The organism is Phytomonospora endophytica (genome assembly GCF_014202425.1).
Classification (GTDB): domain Bacteria; phylum Actinomycetota; class Actinomycetes; order Mycobacteriales; family Micromonosporaceae; genus Phytomonospora; species Phytomonospora endophytica.
In genome coordinates this window covers 11,883-27,008 of sequence record NZ_JACHGT010000025.1, presented here as the reverse complement: position 1 = coordinate 27,008, position 15,126 = coordinate 11,883, and the positions used below count along the sequence as shown (strand labels likewise).

Below are 15,126 nucleotides of genomic sequence, written 5' to 3'. Positions count from 1 at the left end.
CTTCGCCGCATGCCGCTCCACAATCCGACGCGTGCCGCGCTCGCCGCCGGTGCGCTGTTCACCGACGAGGCCGGGCGGGTTCTGCTGGTCGAGCCCACGTACAAGGCCTACCGCGACATCCCGGGCGGTTACGTCGAGCCGGGCGAGAGTCCGGCCGCCGCGTGCGCGCGCGAGGTCCACGAGGAGCTCGGGATCCGGGCCGACATCGGTCCGCTGCTCGTCGTCGACTGGGCGCGGACGGTCAAGGACGGTGACAAACTCCTGTTCGTCTTCGACGGCGGGCACCTGTCGCCCGAGCAGCACGACGCGATCCACTTCCCCGACGGGGAACTGGCCGGCTGGGAGTACGTGGCCCCGGAGGATCTCGGCGACCACACGATCGAGCGCCTCGTCCTGCGGATCCAGGCGGCGCTCGCCGCCAAGCGCGATGGCGGGGCGGCCTACCTGGAGTACGGCCGCCCTGTCCCGGCGGCGGCCGCCGATCGGTCCTTCAGCCGCCCGTGACCCCGGCCAGTTCCCGCTCGGCCCCCGCGACGATCAACCGCGCACCTGTCTCGAAGCCGCCGCCGCCCGCGCGGCGGGCGGCAACCAGCGTCCCGGGCAGTGCGCCGACCGGCCCCGCGCCGGCTGTCGGCGGTGACTGTTCCCGCAGCAGGAAACCCGTCGTGTAGTGGCTGAGGGCGCTGATCGTGTCCAGCGCGAGTCGCGGGGTGAAGCCCTCGGCGACCAGGGCGCGGAGTTCGGCGTCGAACAGTTCCAGGGCCTCGGCGCCCAGGCGGGTCGAGGACGCGACGACGAGGGCCCCGTCGCGGTGGCCGAGGACGGCGGCGCGGTAGGCGAGCGCGCGCCGGACGAGCCAGTCCTGCCAGGGTTCGCCGTCGTGCGGCGGTCCCAGTCCGGCGGCGCGGACGATCGCCTCGGCCACCCCGTCGAGCAACTCCTGTTTCGTGCGGATGTGCCAGTACAGCGCGGGTGACTTCACGCCGAGGTCGGCGGCGAGCCGCCGCACGGTGAGGCCTTTCAGGCCGACCTCGTCGAGCAGGGTGAGGGCCGCGTCGATAAGGCCCGCGCGGGTCAGGCCGGGTTTCTCGCTCATCACCGCCCACTTTAGCAGTGCTAAGCTGCTCCTTAGCATTGCTAAGGAGGCACGTCATGGACCCCGACATCCGCTACCGCGACGAAGGCTCCGGCCCCGCGATCCTCGTCCTGCACCCCGGTATGGACGACGGCTCGCGCTGGGGCGCCGTCGCCGCCCGCCTGACCGCGACCTACCGCGTCGTCCGCCCACACCGCCGCCAGTACCGCCTCGACCTGCACGCCCCCGACGGCGGCTTCACCATGGCCCAGGAGGCCGCCGACGTCGCCGAGCTCGCCCGCACCCTCGGCACGCCCCTCCTGCTCGTCGGACACTCCTCGGGCGGTGTCGCCGCCCTCGAAGCGCTCGTCGCCACGCCGGAGCTGTTCACCGGAGCGCTGCTGTTCGACCCGGCCGTGACCCTCCGCGCCGATCCATGGGACGAACCCCTCGCCCGCTCCCGCGCCGCCGTCGCCGAGGGGAAACCGGGCCGCGCCATGCGCATCTTCAGCCGCGAGGTCCTGCGCCTCCCCACGCCGGTCGCCTGGCTCGGCGGCGCCTACGTCGCCCTCCGCAAGCCCTACCGGGAACTCGTCCCGCGCCAGATCGACGACATGAAGGCGATCCACGAGCTCGGCGTCCGCCTCGGCGCCTACGCCGCCATCACCACGCCCGTCCTCCTCCTGCGCGGGGAACGCAGCACGGCTCTCGCGCGCGAACGCGACGAGGCCCTGGCCGCCGTCCTCCCCAACGCCGACCAGGCCGTCCTCGCCGGACTGCCCCACGACGCCAACCGCACCGCCCCCGGCGCGGTCGCCCACGCCATCGACGGTTTCTACCACCGCCTGCTCGACCGTTAGGCGAACAGCCTCCACTGCCCCTCGGACACGACCCGCACGTCGCCGTCGGCCACCGCGACGGCCGAATCGTCGTCGATCGCGTACGTCGGCGCGGGAATCCGCGCCGCCCACTTCTCCGCGTTGGCGAGCGACGCGTCGGGGTGGCCGGGGTTCTCCAGGTGCGGGATCACCGCGAAGTCGACGAGCCCGGCCCCCTGCCCTTTGACCAGGATCCTGTCGACGCCGCCCTCGAACTCGACGGCCTCCGACTCCCACGGCCCGTCGTTGCCGTGCGGCGGCTCCGTGTAGGTCTCGACGAAGGTGGAGGCCGCGGCGATGCTCCCCGCGCTCACGCCCACGTAAACCGCCTCGGGCCGCATCGTCGGCAGCAGACCGGCAAGGCCCGACCTGCGCATCCACCCCGCGAGGAACAGCGGGTCCCCGCCGCACACCAGCAGCGCGTCGGCCGCCCGGACCGCCGGGGTCCACACATCCGGGTCGATGCTCGGCAGCGCCGTCAGTTCGAGGATCCCCAGCGACTTCCAACCCAGGGCGCCGAAGCGGGTCCGGCTCTCCGGGGAAAGCGCGCGATACGCCATCTCCGGCCCACCCGGGAACGGATGGAGGGCCGTCGGGATCACCAGCGCGCTCGACTCGGCGACCGGTCTGCCCAGCAGCTCGACGAGCGCGGCCCCGATGGCGCCGTTCGTGATCCCCGACGAGGTCAGCAATGCCCTCATGTCCTCAGCTCCCTGGGTCGCGACACCGACACCGTAGAACGCGGGTACGACACGACCGAGACCCCCGTCACCCCATGTCACCGTAGGCCGCGCTGTCTCGTCTCGGGTGGTGAACCGACACCGATCCAAGGAGCAACGATGAGCGAATACCTGCGAGTCGCCCTCGTCACCGGCGCGAACAAGGGCATCGGGCGCGCGGTCGCCGAGCAACTGGCCGCGCTGGGCATGACCGTCCTGCTCGGCGCCCGCGACGCCGCGAAAGGCGCCGAGGCCGCCGCGGCCATCGACGGCGACGTCCACCCCATCACCCTCGACGTGACCGACGCGGCGACCATCCAGCGGACCGCGAAGCACATCGAGGAGACCTACGGCCACCTCGACGTCCTCGTCAACAACGCCGGCATCACCGGCTCCGGCAAGGTCTCGCCCGCCGACGCCGTCGACCAGATCCCCAGCACCGTCGACCTCGACATGGTCCGCGCGGTCTTCGAGACCAACGTCTTCGGCGTCATCGCGGTGACCAACGCCGTACTCCCCCTGATGCGCAGGTCGCGGGCCCCGCGCATCGTCAACGTCAGCAGTGGTGCCGCGTCGCTGGAGCTGTCGGCCGACCCGACGAGCGTCCTGTCCTCGCTGGTGCACTCCGCGGCGTACACGCCTTCCAAGACGGCCCTGAACTCCCTCACCGTCCAGTACGCCAACGAACTGCGCGCCGACGGCTTCCTGGTCAACGCCGTCGCGCCCGGATACGTTGACACCGAGATCAACAATCACCAGGGCTTCCTCACCCCGGCGCAGGGCGCCAAGGTGATGGTCGAGTACGCCACCCTCGACGACGACGGCCCGACCGGCGGCTTCTTCGGCGAGACCGGCCCCGAGCCCTGGTAGGAGGCGCGCACATGGACCGCGACGAGGAGTTCGAGGAACTGCGCCCGCTCCTGTTCACCATCGCCTACCGCATCCTCGGCAGCGTCGGCGAAGCCGAGGACGCCGTCCAGGAGACCTGGCTGCGCTGGGAGGCCACCGACACCGAACCGGCGTCGGCCAAGTCCTTCCTCTCGGCCGTCGTCACCCGGATCTCCATCGACGTCCTCCGCTCCGCCCGTGTCCGCCGCGAGGAGTACGTCGGCCCGTGGTTCCCCGAACCCCTCCTCACCGACCCCTACGAGGACCCGGAACGCTCGGCCGAGCTCGCCGACTCGGTGTCGATGGCCGCGCTGCTCCTCCTCGAAAGGCTCAGCCCGCTCGAACGCGCGGTCTTCGTGCTGCGCGAGGTCTTCGCCTTCGGTTTCCCCGACATCGCCGCGGCCGTCGGGCGTTCCGAGGCGGCGTGCCGGCAACTCGCGGTCCGCGCCCGCCGCCACATGGAGGGCGGGCGCCCCCGCTTCGAGGCCGACCGCCGCGAACGCGAGGAACTCGCCGGGCGCTTCTTCGACGCCATGGCCGAAGGCGACGTGGAGAGCCTGCGCGAACTGCTGTCGGCCGATGTGCGGATGGTCGGCGACTCCGGTGGCAAGGCACCGCAGTTCTCGCGCGGCATGTCGGTCGGCTTCGACAACGTGACGCGGATGCTGGTCCTGTTCCTGCCGACCTTCACCGAGATCGGCGGGACCATCGAGCCCCACGAGGTCAACGGTCGTCCCGGCGTGGTGCTCCGCTACCGCGAGGGCGGGATCTTGAGCGTGTGGAGCCTCGACATCCAGGAGGGCCGCATCCAGACCATCCGCGCGGTCAACAACCCCGACAAGCTCGCCCACCTCGGCCCGGTCGCCGACGCCTGGGCGGCCCTCCGCGAAGTCGGTCGCGTGCGCAAGTGACGCCGGGGCCGGGAAGTGGCACCATCGCGGGATGGAACACGCCGAACTCGCCGCCGTATTCGCGCACGAGGGCGTCGCGGCCGCCTACCGCCACCGTCCGCCCTATCCGGCCGAGGTCTTCGGGATCCTGACCGGGCTGTTCGGCGACCGGCCGCGCACGGTCCTCGATCTCGGGGCGGGGGAGGGCGCTCTCGCGCGGCCCCTGGCGGCGCTCGTCGACCGGGTCGACGCCGTCGACGTGTCGGCGGCGATGATCGCGGTCGGCCGGGAGCGGCCGGGCGGTTCGCGGGAGAACCTGCGCTGGATCACCGGCGCGGCCGAGACCGTGGACCTCACCGGCCCCTACGGCCTGGTCACGGCCGGCGCGAGTCTGCACTGGATGGCGTGGCCGACGCTCATGCCGCGACTGCTCGACCTCACCGCCGAGGGGGCGCCGCTGGCCGTCGTCGAACACGGCGAACGCGACGTGCCCTGGCAGGACGCGCTCAACGAGGTGATCGTGCGGCATTCCCGCAATCCCCGCTACGACCCGGACTTCACCGTCGTCGACGTGATCTCCGACGGCGGGCACTTCGCCGAGACGGGCCGCGCCGAGACCGCGCCGGTCACCTACCGGCAGAGCGTGGAGTCCTATGTGGAGCGTTTCCACTCCACGTCGAGTCTGGCGCGGGAGAACATGCCCGCCGAGGAGGCGGCCGACTTCGACCGCGAGGTGCGGGAGGTCGTCGCGCCCTTCGTCGTCGACGGCGGCCTCGACCTCAAGGTCGTGGCGACCGTGGTGTGGGGGAAGCCGCTCGCCTAGGGCTTGCGGCGGCCGGCGAACCGCAGCCGGAAGGGCAGCTTCGCCGACTCGATCTTGACCTTCAGGCTCATCTTGCTGACGCCCTCATGCCTTTCGTGGAAACGGATCGGGATCTCCACGATCTTGCCGCCGGCCAGCTTCGTCACGTAGTTCATCTCGACCTGGAAGCTGTAACCCTTGCTGTGCAGGGAATCCAGCTCGGCGGCGAGCAGTGCCGCGCGCGTCCAGATCTTGAAACCGGCCGTGGCGTCGCGGATGTGCAGGCCGAGGATGGCGTTGACGTAGACGTTCGCCCAGCCCGACAGGAAGCGCCGGTGCAGTTTCCACTCGTCGGCGAGGGAGCCACCGGAGACGTAGCGGCTGCCGATGACCATGCTCGCGTCGGTGGACAGCAGTCCGCCGAGCAGCGAGGGCACGTACTCCGGCGGGTGACTCAGGTCGGCGTCCATCTGCACGATGTACTCGGCGTCGGTCTCCAGGGCCTTGCCGAAACCGGCGATGTAGGCGCGGCCGAGGCCGTCCTTGCTCTCCCGGCGCAGGACCGACACGAAGTCGGGCCGTTCCGGCGCGAACTCCTTGCCGAGCAGTTCGGCCTCGTCGGCGGTCCCGTCGGGCGAGCCGTCGTCGACGATGATGATCCGCAGGTTCGGCAGCGGCAGCGCGGCGATCCGGTCGAAGAGCTCGCGGAGGTTGCCGCGCTCGTTGTAGGTCGGCACGACGATGGCGACGCGACTGTCCGCCCAAGGCGACGGCAGAGCGATCGCATCCGGCGTTTCGGGGGTCTCCATCACACTCTCCGTGTCCGTGGCTTCTGCGGGGATCCGGACGATGCTACCGGTACGTCGCCGCGTCCTTTCGGGTGCCGCCGACGGCCTCAGACCCGGCCGGTCCACGCGCTCGCGGCGGCGTGGCAGGCGCCCCGGCCTTCGGCCCGTGCGGTGATCCGGCCGCCGGTCACGAGGGCGGCGGCCTCGGTGGCGTCGCTGACGGCGGTGAGCCCGAGCGCGGCGGCGAGTTCGTCGCCGTCGAGGACGAGGCGGACGCGTGGCCACGCGCCGGGCGGGGCGGCGTGGCGGAGACGGTCGCGCAGCTCGGTGAGCACGAGCCGGGCCAGGGGTTTCAGTTCGGCGGGGGAGCCGGTGACGAGGGCGATGGTGAGGTCGGTGCCGGGGGCGCGGCGGGCGGCCTCCTCGACGGCTTCGAGGCGGTGCAGGCCGAGTACGGCGACGAGCCCGTCGGCGGGCGGTGGGCCGGTGGTCTCACGCAGGGCGTCGGTGACCGGCGGGGGCGTCCACGGGTCGTCACAGGGGATCGCGGGCCCGATGAAGGGCAGGTAGGCCGGCTCCGGCCACGTGTCGTCGATCCCGGCGAGGGCCTCGCAGGCGGCGACGACGGTGAAGGGCTCGACGAAGCCGGGCGCGGAGGCGGCGAGCTGGCCGGCGCCGTGCAGGGTGGTGAGCAGCGACTCGGCGAGGCGGACGCGGCGCCCGCCGCGCGGGTCGAGGTTCTCCAGGGCGAGGCCGAGGACGATCGCGTCGAGCTTGAGCAGCTGCGCGAACGGCAGGCGGACGGCCTGGTCGGCGGCGGTCTCGGGGAGCAGGCCGGCGCCGAGGTGGACGGGACCCTCGGAGAGCGGCAGCCGCGACATCCACGCCCGCGCGACGGCTCCGGCGGCCTCGCGCACCGAGACGCGCGCGGGTTCGGCCGGGGCGGGGGTGGTCGCGGCGAGTTCGGCCAGCACGGCGAAGTACAGGGCGCGTTTGCCGGGGAAGTTGGAGTACACCGCACCCCGGGTGAGCTCGGCGCGGTCGGCGATCCGGTCGATCTTGGCCTCGCGGTAGCCGTGTTCGGTGAACTCCTCGCGCGCGGCGGCCAGCACCCTGGCCTTGTTCCGCTCCTGCTGTTCGGCCCTGCTGAGCCGGCCCATGCGCGCTCCCTCGGTGTTTGCCGCCGTCGGCGATCCAGGATATCTTCAGCATTCAGATGACATGACCATCTGATTACATCATCTGGAGGCCGCGTGTCCGCCCTTCCCACACTCGACCTGAGCGACCCCGCCGTCCTCACCGACCCCTACGGCGCCTACGCCGAGATCCGCGAGCGGTCGCCCGTCGCGATGCTCACCGCACCCGGCATGCCCCCCATGTGGGCCGTCACCCGCCACGCCGAAGGCAGGGCGATGCTCGCCGACGAACGCTTCGAGATCCTGTCGCACAGCTACCAGCGACCCGACGTACCCGAACACTGCCGCCGCTACATGCGCACCATGTCGGAAACCAACGGCGCCGAGCACCGGCGACTGCGAAGGCTCGTCGCACCGCCCTTCACACCCCGCAACACCGAGTCCTTCCGGCCGCACCTCGCCACGATCGTCGACGCGCTCGTCGACGCCCTGCCCGCCGGCCGGCCCTTCGACCTGCTCGCCGACTTCGCCAGGCCCCTGCCGACCGAGGCGATCAGCGAACTCGTCGGCGTCCCCGCCGCCGACCGTCCACGGTGGCGCGCCTGGGGCGCGGCCGTGGTCGCCGGGCACGGACCGGAGTTCACCGCGGCCATCCCGGGCATCCTGGCCGCCGCCGAAGCCCTCGTCGCCGCCCGCCGCGCCGAAGCCGCCGACGACCTGATCTCCGACCTCGTCCGCGCGCAGGACGAGGGAAACCGGCTCAGCGACGACGACCTCGTCACCTTCGTCTGGCAACTGCTGCTCGCCGGGCAGACCCCGACCAACCTCATCGCCAACGCCGTACAGACCCTCTTCACCCACCCCGAACAGCTGGCACTGCTGCGATCGAAGCCCGAACTGATGCCCGGCGCGGTGGAAGAACTGACCAGGTTCGCCGGACCGCAACTGCTCACCGTCCCCCGCTACTCCGCAGTGGACGCCGAGATCGGCGGCGTTACCGTTCCCGCCGGTTCGCCGGTGACGGTCGCGCTCGCCTCGGTCAACCGCGATCCGCGTGTCTTCACCGATCCCGACATCCTCGACGTGACGCGGCCCGTCGGCCGGGACGGGCACATGGGATACGCCCACGGTGAGCACTTCTGCCTCGGCGCGCCCCTGGCCCGGGCGCAGACCGAGCTGGCGCTGTCGGCGCTGTGGCGGCGTTTCCCGGATCTGGCCCCGGCCGGGGACGTGTCCTTCCTGCCCGATCCGGGGACGTGGCGGCTGGCGAGCCTGCCGGTGGTGGGCTGAGCCTTGGGCACGGTCGTCCACATGCGACTGGACCGGCTCGTGTGTTCCTTCTGCGGCAGGGGTTCCGAGCTGGTTCGGCACCTCATCGCGGGCCCGGACCGGTACTGCATCTGCGACGAGTGCGTGGACCGCTGCAACGAACTGCTCGACGAGGAGGGCCTCGGCGGGACGGCGTGAGCCACGGGCGGCGGGATCCGGCCGGTCAGCCCGGCCCGGGTCGCGGTCTCACCTCGCGCCGGAAGCGCGACATCGACAGCCATCCGGCGCCCTGCAACTGCGCGAAGACGAGGACCCGCAAGGCTTCGGGAGCCCCGGGATCGAAACGCACGATCATCGCGCAATGGCTGGAGACCGCCACCGCGGGCTGGTCTCCGGCCGTGCCGAGGTAGCGCACACCGGGCACGCGGTGAACCCGGCCGTAGACGACGTGCACCAGGTGGCCTCCGTCGGCGTCCAGGATGTCCACCGCCGCCGCCGTCGACGCGTGCCGGCGTACGGAACCGGCCGGGTTCCCGTCGGCGTCGGTCACCGCCGGCACGGCGGCTCCGCCGGGGTGGTCTTCTCCCCGGACCCGCCCCGCGAACCCGCTCCGCACGGGCAGCCGCTCCTGGAGGTCGGAGCTGCCGGCGCCGTCGGCGCCGCCGTGCGCCACGGAAGGCGGGATCCGCGAGGATCCCGCCTTCCGCTCGGGTGAGCCCGGCTCGTCCCACCCGTGAACCGCGTCGGCCGCCATGGCGACGGCGGGGCCGGCGCGGTCGCTACACCCCGTAAGCCCGGACGATGGTCTGTTCGACGCTCGTCCCGTCGGCCGCCGTGAGCGCGACCTTGAGGGATACATACCCACTTGCCGCCGCGGTGTTGTCGACGGTCGCGGAGAATCCCCCGCCGTCGGCCGCGACGGGCACCTCGACCCAGGTCACACCCTCGTCGAAGGACGCCCACGCCCTGGCGCTCAAGGCGCCCGGCTCGTACCCGGGCTGTCCTTCGGCGCCGAAACCGACCCGGTACCCGGCGACGGCCGGGGCCTTGTTGAACAGGTCGACGTCGAGGTCGTATCCGGGGACCAGCATGGGAAGCGCGCCGACACCGTCCACGGTGGACGACTCGAAACGCCACACGGTCCCGGTCGCCGACGACAGCTCGTCGCCGGGACCGACGTAGTTCCTGCGGGTGTTCATCTCCAGTTCGTAGACGGCCGGACCGGCCGGAACGTTCCACCCCGCGGCCAAGAACCCGAAGGTTTCCTGCATGCCGAGACTCACGCCGTCGGCCCTGAGGTCGAGCGTCCCGTAGTCGGACAGGAAGTTGCCGGTCCCGGCGTGGTTCGGGTCGGAGTCGCTCCACTGGGCGAAGTCGACGCCGATCACGTCGTCCTCGCGCAGCCCGACGTAGAAGGAGGCACCGTCGTCCTCCCGCCACGGGCCGGGACGCGCCGGACCGGCGAACCAGTCCTCGTCGCGGTGCGCGACCTTCGCGTAGGTCCGCAGCCGGTCACGCATGTAGGACTGGATCGTGAAGTCACCGGCCAGGTGCTGCCAGGAACTCCCGTCCCCGGCGGTGTAGTAGGCCGTGCGGCTGATCCCGGTCGGCAGGTCGTCGCTCACCGCGGCCGTGCCGACGTAGTGCGGGCGGACGAGGGCGACCATGTCGGCGATCGACTTCGACGAGCCCTGCGCGTGCCAGTTCTCCGTCACCGACGCCAGATCCCGGTCGCGCGCGACCAGCGGAACCGAGGAGTCGACCTCGTCCTCGTGGAAGGCGAGGTTGTACACGTACGGGCTCACCGCCGTCGCCGACCAGTCGAAGGTCACCGGACCGACCGCCAACGCCGCCCGCAGGGCGTCGCCCTCGGCCGCCGTGATCGTCACGCCCGGCGTGAGACCCGCCTCGCCGAAGGAGAAGAAGCGGCCCGGGGCGTCCATGTCGAACAGCACGCCCGTCACGCCCAGCTCCGTGGCGGCGGTGAGGACCTCGCGCACGTCCCACATCGACGTCACCCGGACCAGCGCGAACTTCCCGGCCGCCGCGGCCAGGGCCCCGGCCGACCCGTCACCGGCGTCCACAAGGGACGTCGAGCCGGTGCCGTCGAGCTTCGCCGAGTCGTAGAGGTACTCCTGCCGCAGTTCCACGCCCGCGCTGTTGCCCAGCACCAGTTCCGGCGCGCTCATCCGGTAGTACATGCCCAGCTCGAAACCGCCGGTGCGCACGGCATCGGTGTCGGCGGTGTAGATCGCGTCGTGGTACCGGTCGGCCCCGAGACCACCGCCGATCCGGGCGCCGTCCCACCATCGGCCGTACTGGAGATACATCGACCGTGTCTCCAATGGACGGTCGGTGACCACCTCCCGTCGCGTCGCGGCACGCGCGTCGAGGGTCACCACGGTGTCCTCGGACAAGGTCACCTCCGAGTCGCCGAGCCACGAGATGGACTCGCCGAGCCCCTCGCGAGGACCGGTCGTCCCCTGATCCCGGCTGTACAGCAGCGCGTTCACCGCGTACTTCCCCGCCGGGACCGTGAAGGTCTGTTCAGCCGACTCCTCGTCCAGGAAACGCAGATCGAAGGTGTAGCGGTCGATCCCGATCAGGTCGAGCGTGCTCCCGAAGGACGGCGCCTCGCCCCGCCTGTCGAGCGTCTTGACCGTCAGGTCGATCGTCTTCGGCGCCAGCCAGAAACCGACCGGCGTCACGACGCGCTCGCCGAGTCCGCGCACGACGAGCCGGAAACCGGAGCCGCCGTAAGCGGCGAGGCGCTGGACCTTGCGCGGATCGATGCGGACCCGAACCGTCGCGGTCCCCTTGGCGGGCACCACGACCAGATGGTCCACAAGGGACACCGTGCCGCGAGCGAGGCGCCCGCCGTCGGCACCGGTGGCGTCCTCGATCGAAGGGATCATCAGCTGCGGGAAGCGGCCGGTGTTGGTCAGCGTGACCGGAACCGTCAGCGGCGACCGCGCGTCGTGCGGCCAGTCGAAGGATCCCGCGTCGACCGTGCCCGGCCCGAGGACCCTGGCATCGATGGCGTTACCGAGGTCGACCGGCCCGGCGCCCTGGGCGTAGACGTGGTCCCCGGCGTCACGGACGGTCGAGACGATCGCCGCCTTGAGGCGTTCGGCGGACCAGTCGGGGTGCTTCTGGCGCAGCAGCGCCGCCGCGCCCGCGACGTGCGGCGTGGCCATCGAGGTGCCCGACATCGTCGTGTACGCCTCACCGTGGGGGCTGCCCGCGGCGGCGGCGAGGATGTCGACGCCCGGGGCCGACACGTCCGGCTTCAGGACGTGCGCGGCACCGCCCGGGCCGCGGCTGGAGAAGGACGCGGTGGCGTCGTCGGCGTCGTGCGCGCCGACGGTCAAGACCTCGGCCACGCAAGCGGGTGAACCGATAGTCTCGCGGCCGCCCTCGTTGCCGGCGGCGACCACGAACAGCGTGTCCGTGTCGCGCGACAACCGCCGCGCGGCCTCGGCGAGCGGGTCGTCGCAGCCGGGGCTGTACCCGCCGAGACTCATGCTCGCGATGTCGGCGCCCTGTTCGGCGGCCCACTCCATCCCGGCGATGATCCAGCTGGTCCGCCCCTCGCCGTAGTCGTCCATGACCTTCCCGACGAGCAGACCCGCGTCGGGCGCCACGCCCTTCTCACGCCCGCCGGAAGCGGCACCGGTACCGGCGACGGTCGACGCGACGTGCGTCCCGTGGCCGTGCCCGTCGACCGCCTCGGGGGAGGTGCCGGTGAAGTCCCGGGCGGCGGTGACGCGGCCGCCCAGGTCGGGGTGCGCCGGGTCGTAGCCGGTGTCGAGGACGGCGACGGTGACGCCTGCGCCGGTGTAACCGGCCTTCCACGCCTTCGGCGCGCCGAGCTGCGCCACCGAGTCGGCGAGGGCGACACCGACCTTCGCGTCGAGCCACACGTGCCCGGCCGCACCGAGGGCCGCGAAGGAGTCCACCGCGCTCGACTTCGCCGCACTCACCGCGGTCGCGCCCGCGGCGGGCAGCTCGGCCAGCGTCGTCACACCGGCCGGGACGGCGAAGGTCCCGGCACCGTGCTCGACGATCAGGGGCAGCGCGTCGGTGGAGGCGTCGTCGAAACCCTGCTCGACCAGGCCCGTCACGTTGAACAGTTCCCGGTCGAGCCGTCCGGCGGCCAGCGCCTCACCGGCCGAGACCGGATACACGTACAGGTCCTCGCCGACGGTTCGGGTCACGTAACCGTCCCGTTCGGGCGCGGCGGGCAGGAAGACGGCCGAGGCGCGGCCCTCGACGTCACGGGTCACCACGACCCGGTCGCCGGTGATGAGGGTGACCGTCGCGCCCGCGTCGGGCTGTCGCGACGGGCCGGGCGGGCCCGCCTGGGCGGTTCCGGGCACCGCGACGAGCGCGGCGCCCAGGGTCGCGACGGCGCACAGGCGCGCCGCGCGGGGAAGTTTTCGCATCGGGAGACTCCCGTTGAAATGGGGTGGGGGTGATCGACAACGTAACCGCCGGGTATCGCCGCCACAACGATCCGGACTGGCCCATTGCGGTCAGTGGCATCAGTGGGCCACGCTCGCCCGATGGCCGCACTCACCCCCGCCGGAGTCGACCCCTTCGATGAGGAGGTCTACCGGGCCGTGCTCGCGCGCCCCTCCGGTACGCCCGCCGAACTCGCCGGGGAGCTCGGGCACAGCGCCGACCGCGTCGGCCGCGCCCTCGACCGTCTCTACCGGCACGGCCTCGTCGGCCGCCTGTCGGGCGTCCGCCGCCGCTACGCCGCCATCGAACCGAACACCGCCGTCGGCGCCCTCATCCGCGCCCGCGCCGAAGAACTCGACCGCGTCGCCGAGGCCACCGCCGAACTGTCGCGCATGTTCGCCGCCGCGAAGGCCTCCGCCGCCGACGAGGTCGAGATCCTCACCGGCCGCGAGGCCCTCGGCCGCTGGTTCGTGCGCCTCCAGCAGGAGGCCTGCGACGAGGTCATCACCCTCGACCGGCCGCCCTACGCACTGACCACCGCCAACCCCGTCGAGAGCAACGCCATGACCCGGGGTGTCCGCTACCGCGCGATCTACGCACCCGAGGCCCTCGACTGGCCCGGCGTCCACGACGACATCCGCCAGCTCGTCGCCGACGGCGAACAGGCACGCGTGCTGCCGGGGCTGCGGGTGAAACTCGCGATCGCCGACCGGCGGCTGGCGCTCATGCCGCTGTCGCTCGACATGACCGACGTGCGCGCGGCCGTCATCCGCTCGTCCTCGCTGCTCGACGCCCTCATCGACTACTGGGAACTCGCCTGGCGGCAGGCGCTGCCGCTCGACGGGCCCGCCGCCGACCCCGTGTCCGACGAGGACCGGGCCCTGCTGCGGATGCTGGTCAGCGGGCTGAAGGACGAGGCGATCGCGCGGCAGCTCGACTGGTCGATCCGGACGATGCGGCGGCGGATGAGCCGGCTGCAGGCGTTGCTGGGGGCGGAGAACCGCTTCCAGGCGGGCGTGATCGCGGCCCGGCGCGGGTGGATCTGAGGGGCGGGTCACGTCGGCGTCAGGGACGCATCGCGGATGCGGCGGCGGATGTAGCGATCCCGTCAGGGGAGGCGGCGGCGGGACGGTCCGTGCCTAGCGTCGAAGAGGCCGCCACATCGCGGCCCGACCGACGAAGGAGCATCCACCGTGGACGATCCCGACCATGTCCGCTACGTCCCCGTCCGGCCCGCGCGTCTCGTCGACGCGGTCGTCGTGCGCACCGGGCGGCTCCCGGACGGGGGCCGCGTCGGCATCGCCTTCAGCCGCCTCGATCTGCTCGCCGCCGCCATGGGCGACTCGCAGCGCTGGATCCGGCTGTCGGACTCGGCGTTGCGGTCGATGCTCACGCCGCTGGGGATCACGCGGACCCAGCTCGACCCGGTACTCGTCGCGCCCGACATCTCGACGCCTTCCCGCCCGACGGAGACACGCTCGCGCGCCGGTGCGGAGCGCCGCCCGGCGCTCGCCGCGCGGGGGAGCCGTGCGTGACGTGGTGGGGGTGTGGCGGCTGCTGGCGATCGTGGCGGCGCTGACGCTGGTGGCGACGGTGGCGGGGTGGGTCGCGGGCTCGTGAGCGCGTCGCCGCGCTCGCCCGCCCGGGGGCGGCGCTCGCGGCGGGGCCGCTGGGAACCACCGGCCCCAGCGGCCCCGCGCGAGAGGGTTTCGCCCCGCTCGCCCGCCGACGCGGGGAACCGGGCTGTGTTTCGGCGCCCACGGGTGGGTCTTGCCCGCTCGCCCACACCGGGGACCCGCCGCAACCCTCCCGGCAAGGACGTGTCTCGCTTCGCCCACCCGCCGACACTGGGTGCCGGGCAGCGTTTCCGCACCCCGGCGTGTCTCGCTTCGCTCGCCCGCCGACGCGGGAAACCCGCCTGCGTTTCGGCACTTCGGCAGGGGACCGGGCACCGGCGGCGGAGCCGCAGCCCGATCCCATGCCTGGCAGGCGGCGGCTTCGTTCGTGTTGGCCGAGCTCCTGCACATGGGGACTGCACCGGCCGAGTTCCCGCACGCGGGGAACGCGCCCGCCGTGCTTCCTGCACGCCGGGGACCCGGCACCGGTCGAGCTCCCGCACGTCGGGACTGCACCGGCCGAGTTCCCGCACGCGGGGAACGCGCCCGCCGTGCTTCCTGCACGCCGGGGACCCGGCACCGGTCGAGCTCCCGCACGTCG

15 protein-coding genes are annotated in these 15,126 nt (G+C 72.6%); 9 read left to right on the top strand and 6 right to left on the bottom strand.

Annotated elements, in window-relative coordinates:
- Positions 1-9 precede the first annotated feature (9 nt).
- Positions 10-504: an NUDIX domain-containing protein gene (locus HNR73_RS37335; RefSeq protein WP_184792808.1), complete on the top strand. Its 495-nt coding sequence runs from the start codon at positions 10-12 to the stop codon at positions 502-504.
- Here HNR73_RS37335 and HNR73_RS37330 read toward each other — a convergent pair.
- Entirely contained in the window at positions 491-1,096 is a 606-nt protein-coding gene (locus HNR73_RS37330; RefSeq protein ID WP_184792807.1) for a TetR/AcrR family transcriptional regulator C-terminal domain-containing protein, read from the bottom strand. The genes HNR73_RS37335 and HNR73_RS37330 overlap by 14 nt on opposite strands.
- A gap of 56 nt (positions 1,097-1,152) precedes the next feature.
- On the opposite strand from HNR73_RS37330, the gene HNR73_RS37325 reads away from it, so the two are divergent.
- On the top strand, positions 1,153-1,935 hold the full coding sequence (locus HNR73_RS37325) for an alpha/beta fold hydrolase (protein ID WP_184792806.1): 783 nt from the start codon (positions 1,153-1,155) through the stop codon (positions 1,933-1,935).
- On the opposite strand, the gene HNR73_RS37320 is transcribed toward HNR73_RS37325, so the two are convergent.
- The gene (locus tag HNR73_RS37320; protein ID WP_184792805.1) at positions 1,932-2,654 is read right to left on the bottom strand and encodes a Type 1 glutamine amidotransferase-like domain-containing protein; all 723 of its coding nucleotides are present in this window, start codon (positions 2,652-2,654) and stop codon (positions 1,932-1,934) included. The genes HNR73_RS37325 and HNR73_RS37320 overlap by 4 nt on opposite strands.
- Positions 2,655-2,792: 138 nt before the next feature.
- Between HNR73_RS37320 and HNR73_RS37315 the strand changes: the two genes are divergently transcribed.
- The 3 genes from HNR73_RS37315 to HNR73_RS37305 are packed head-to-tail and all read left to right on the top strand — an operon-like array spanning position 2,793 to position 5,273.
- Positions 2,793-3,542: an SDR family NAD(P)-dependent oxidoreductase gene (locus HNR73_RS37315; RefSeq protein ID WP_184792804.1), complete on the top strand. Its 750-nt coding sequence runs from the start codon at positions 2,793-2,795 to the stop codon at positions 3,540-3,542.
- An 11-nt stretch (positions 3,543-3,553) separates the two neighbouring features.
- Positions 3,554-4,471 carry an RNA polymerase sigma-70 factor gene (locus HNR73_RS37310; RefSeq protein ID WP_184792803.1) on the top strand — a complete coding sequence of 306 codons (918 nt, stop codon included), beginning with the start codon at positions 3,554-3,556 and terminating at the stop codon, positions 4,469-4,471.
- Positions 4,472-4,502: 31 nt separating this feature from the next.
- Positions 4,503-5,273, top strand: coding sequence for a class I SAM-dependent methyltransferase (locus HNR73_RS37305; RefSeq protein ID WP_184792802.1), 771 nt, complete (start codon positions 4,503-4,505; stop codon positions 5,271-5,273).
- Here HNR73_RS37305 and HNR73_RS37300 read toward each other — a convergent pair.
- Entirely contained in the window at positions 5,270-6,061 is a 792-nt protein-coding gene (locus HNR73_RS37300; RefSeq protein WP_184792801.1) for a polyprenol monophosphomannose synthase, read from the bottom strand. The two genes, HNR73_RS37305 and HNR73_RS37300, sit on opposite strands and share 4 nt — an antisense overlap.
- An 86-nt stretch (positions 6,062-6,147) precedes the next feature.
- On the bottom strand, positions 6,148-7,200 hold the full coding sequence (locus tag HNR73_RS37295; RefSeq protein ID WP_184792800.1) for a TetR/AcrR family transcriptional regulator: 1,053 nt from the start codon (positions 7,198-7,200) through the stop codon (positions 6,148-6,150).
- A 93-nt stretch (positions 7,201-7,293) separates the two neighbouring features.
- Here HNR73_RS37295 and HNR73_RS37290 point away from each other — a divergent pair, with 93 nt between their 5' ends.
- Both HNR73_RS37290 and HNR73_RS37285 read left to right on the top strand, forming a co-directional pair.
- Complete coding sequence (locus tag HNR73_RS37290; RefSeq protein WP_184792799.1) at positions 7,294-8,466, top strand: cytochrome P450 family protein; 1,173 nt, start codon at positions 7,294-7,296, stop codon at positions 8,464-8,466.
- Between the two features lie 21 nt (positions 8,467-8,487).
- The gene (locus HNR73_RS37285; protein WP_184792798.1) at positions 8,488-8,643 is read left to right on the top strand and encodes a ClpX C4-type zinc finger protein; all 156 of its coding nucleotides are present in this window, start codon (positions 8,488-8,490) and stop codon (positions 8,641-8,643) included.
- A 25-nt stretch (positions 8,644-8,668) separates the two neighbouring features.
- Here the strand turns inward: HNR73_RS37285 and HNR73_RS37280 are convergent, their stop codons facing one another.
- Both HNR73_RS37280 and HNR73_RS37275 read right to left on the bottom strand, forming a co-directional pair.
- Entirely contained in the window at positions 8,669-9,118 is a 450-nt protein-coding gene (locus HNR73_RS37280; protein WP_184792797.1) for a hypothetical protein, read from the bottom strand.
- A 106-nt stretch (positions 9,119-9,224) separates the two neighbouring features.
- Entirely contained in the window at positions 9,225-12,890 is a 3,666-nt protein-coding gene (locus HNR73_RS37275) for a S8 family peptidase (protein WP_184792796.1), read from the bottom strand.
- Positions 12,891-13,010: 120 nt separating this feature from the next.
- On the opposite strand from HNR73_RS37275, the gene HNR73_RS37270 reads away from it, so the two are divergent.
- Together HNR73_RS37270 and HNR73_RS37265 are read left to right on the top strand one after the other, a co-directional pair.
- Entirely contained in the window at positions 13,011-13,955 is a 945-nt protein-coding gene (locus HNR73_RS37270) for a helix-turn-helix transcriptional regulator (protein WP_184792795.1), read from the top strand.
- Positions 13,956-14,102: 147 nt separating this feature from the next.
- A complete protein-coding gene (locus HNR73_RS37265) occupies positions 14,103-14,444 on the top strand; it encodes an SAV_915 family protein (protein WP_184792794.1) in 342 nt (113 codons plus the stop codon).
- Positions 14,445-15,126: the final 682 nt, after the last annotated feature.

Bases quoted from the DNA above. Each gene is read 5' to 3' on its own strand.
- HNR73_RS37315 (WP_184792804.1), top strand. From the start codon at position 2,793: ATGAGCGAATACCTGCGAGTCGCCCTCGTCACCGGCGCGAACAAGGGC.
- HNR73_RS37295 (WP_184792800.1), bottom strand. From the start codon at position 7,200: ATGGGCCGGCTCAGCAGGGCCGAACAGCAGGAGCGGAACAAGGCCAGG.
- HNR73_RS37330 (WP_184792807.1), bottom strand. From the start codon at position 1,096: ATGAGCGAGAAACCCGGCCTGACCCGCGCGGGCCTTATCGACGCGGCC.
- HNR73_RS37325 (WP_184792806.1), top strand. From the start codon at position 1,153: ATGGACCCCGACATCCGCTACCGCGACGAAGGCTCCGGCCCCGCGATC.
- HNR73_RS37275 (WP_184792796.1), bottom strand. From the start codon at position 12,890: ATGCGAAAACTTCCCCGCGCGGCGCGCCTGTGCGCCGTCGCGACCCTG.
- HNR73_RS37310 (WP_184792803.1), top strand. From the start codon at position 3,554: ATGGACCGCGACGAGGAGTTCGAGGAACTGCGCCCGCTCCTGTTCACC.
- HNR73_RS37320 (WP_184792805.1), bottom strand. From the start codon at position 2,654: ATGAGGGCATTGCTGACCTCGTCGGGGATCACGAACGGCGCCATCGGG.
- HNR73_RS37335 (WP_184792808.1), top strand. From the start codon at position 10: ATGCCGCTCCACAATCCGACGCGTGCCGCGCTCGCCGCCGGTGCGCTG.
- HNR73_RS37305 (WP_184792802.1), top strand. From the start codon at position 4,503: ATGGAACACGCCGAACTCGCCGCCGTATTCGCGCACGAGGGCGTCGCG.
- HNR73_RS37285 (WP_184792798.1), top strand. From the start codon at position 8,488: ATGCGACTGGACCGGCTCGTGTGTTCCTTCTGCGGCAGGGGTTCCGAG.
- HNR73_RS37300 (WP_184792801.1), bottom strand. From the start codon at position 6,061: ATGGAGACCCCCGAAACGCCGGATGCGATCGCTCTGCCGTCGCCTTGG.
- HNR73_RS37270 (WP_184792795.1), top strand. From the start codon at position 13,011: ATGGCCGCACTCACCCCCGCCGGAGTCGACCCCTTCGATGAGGAGGTC.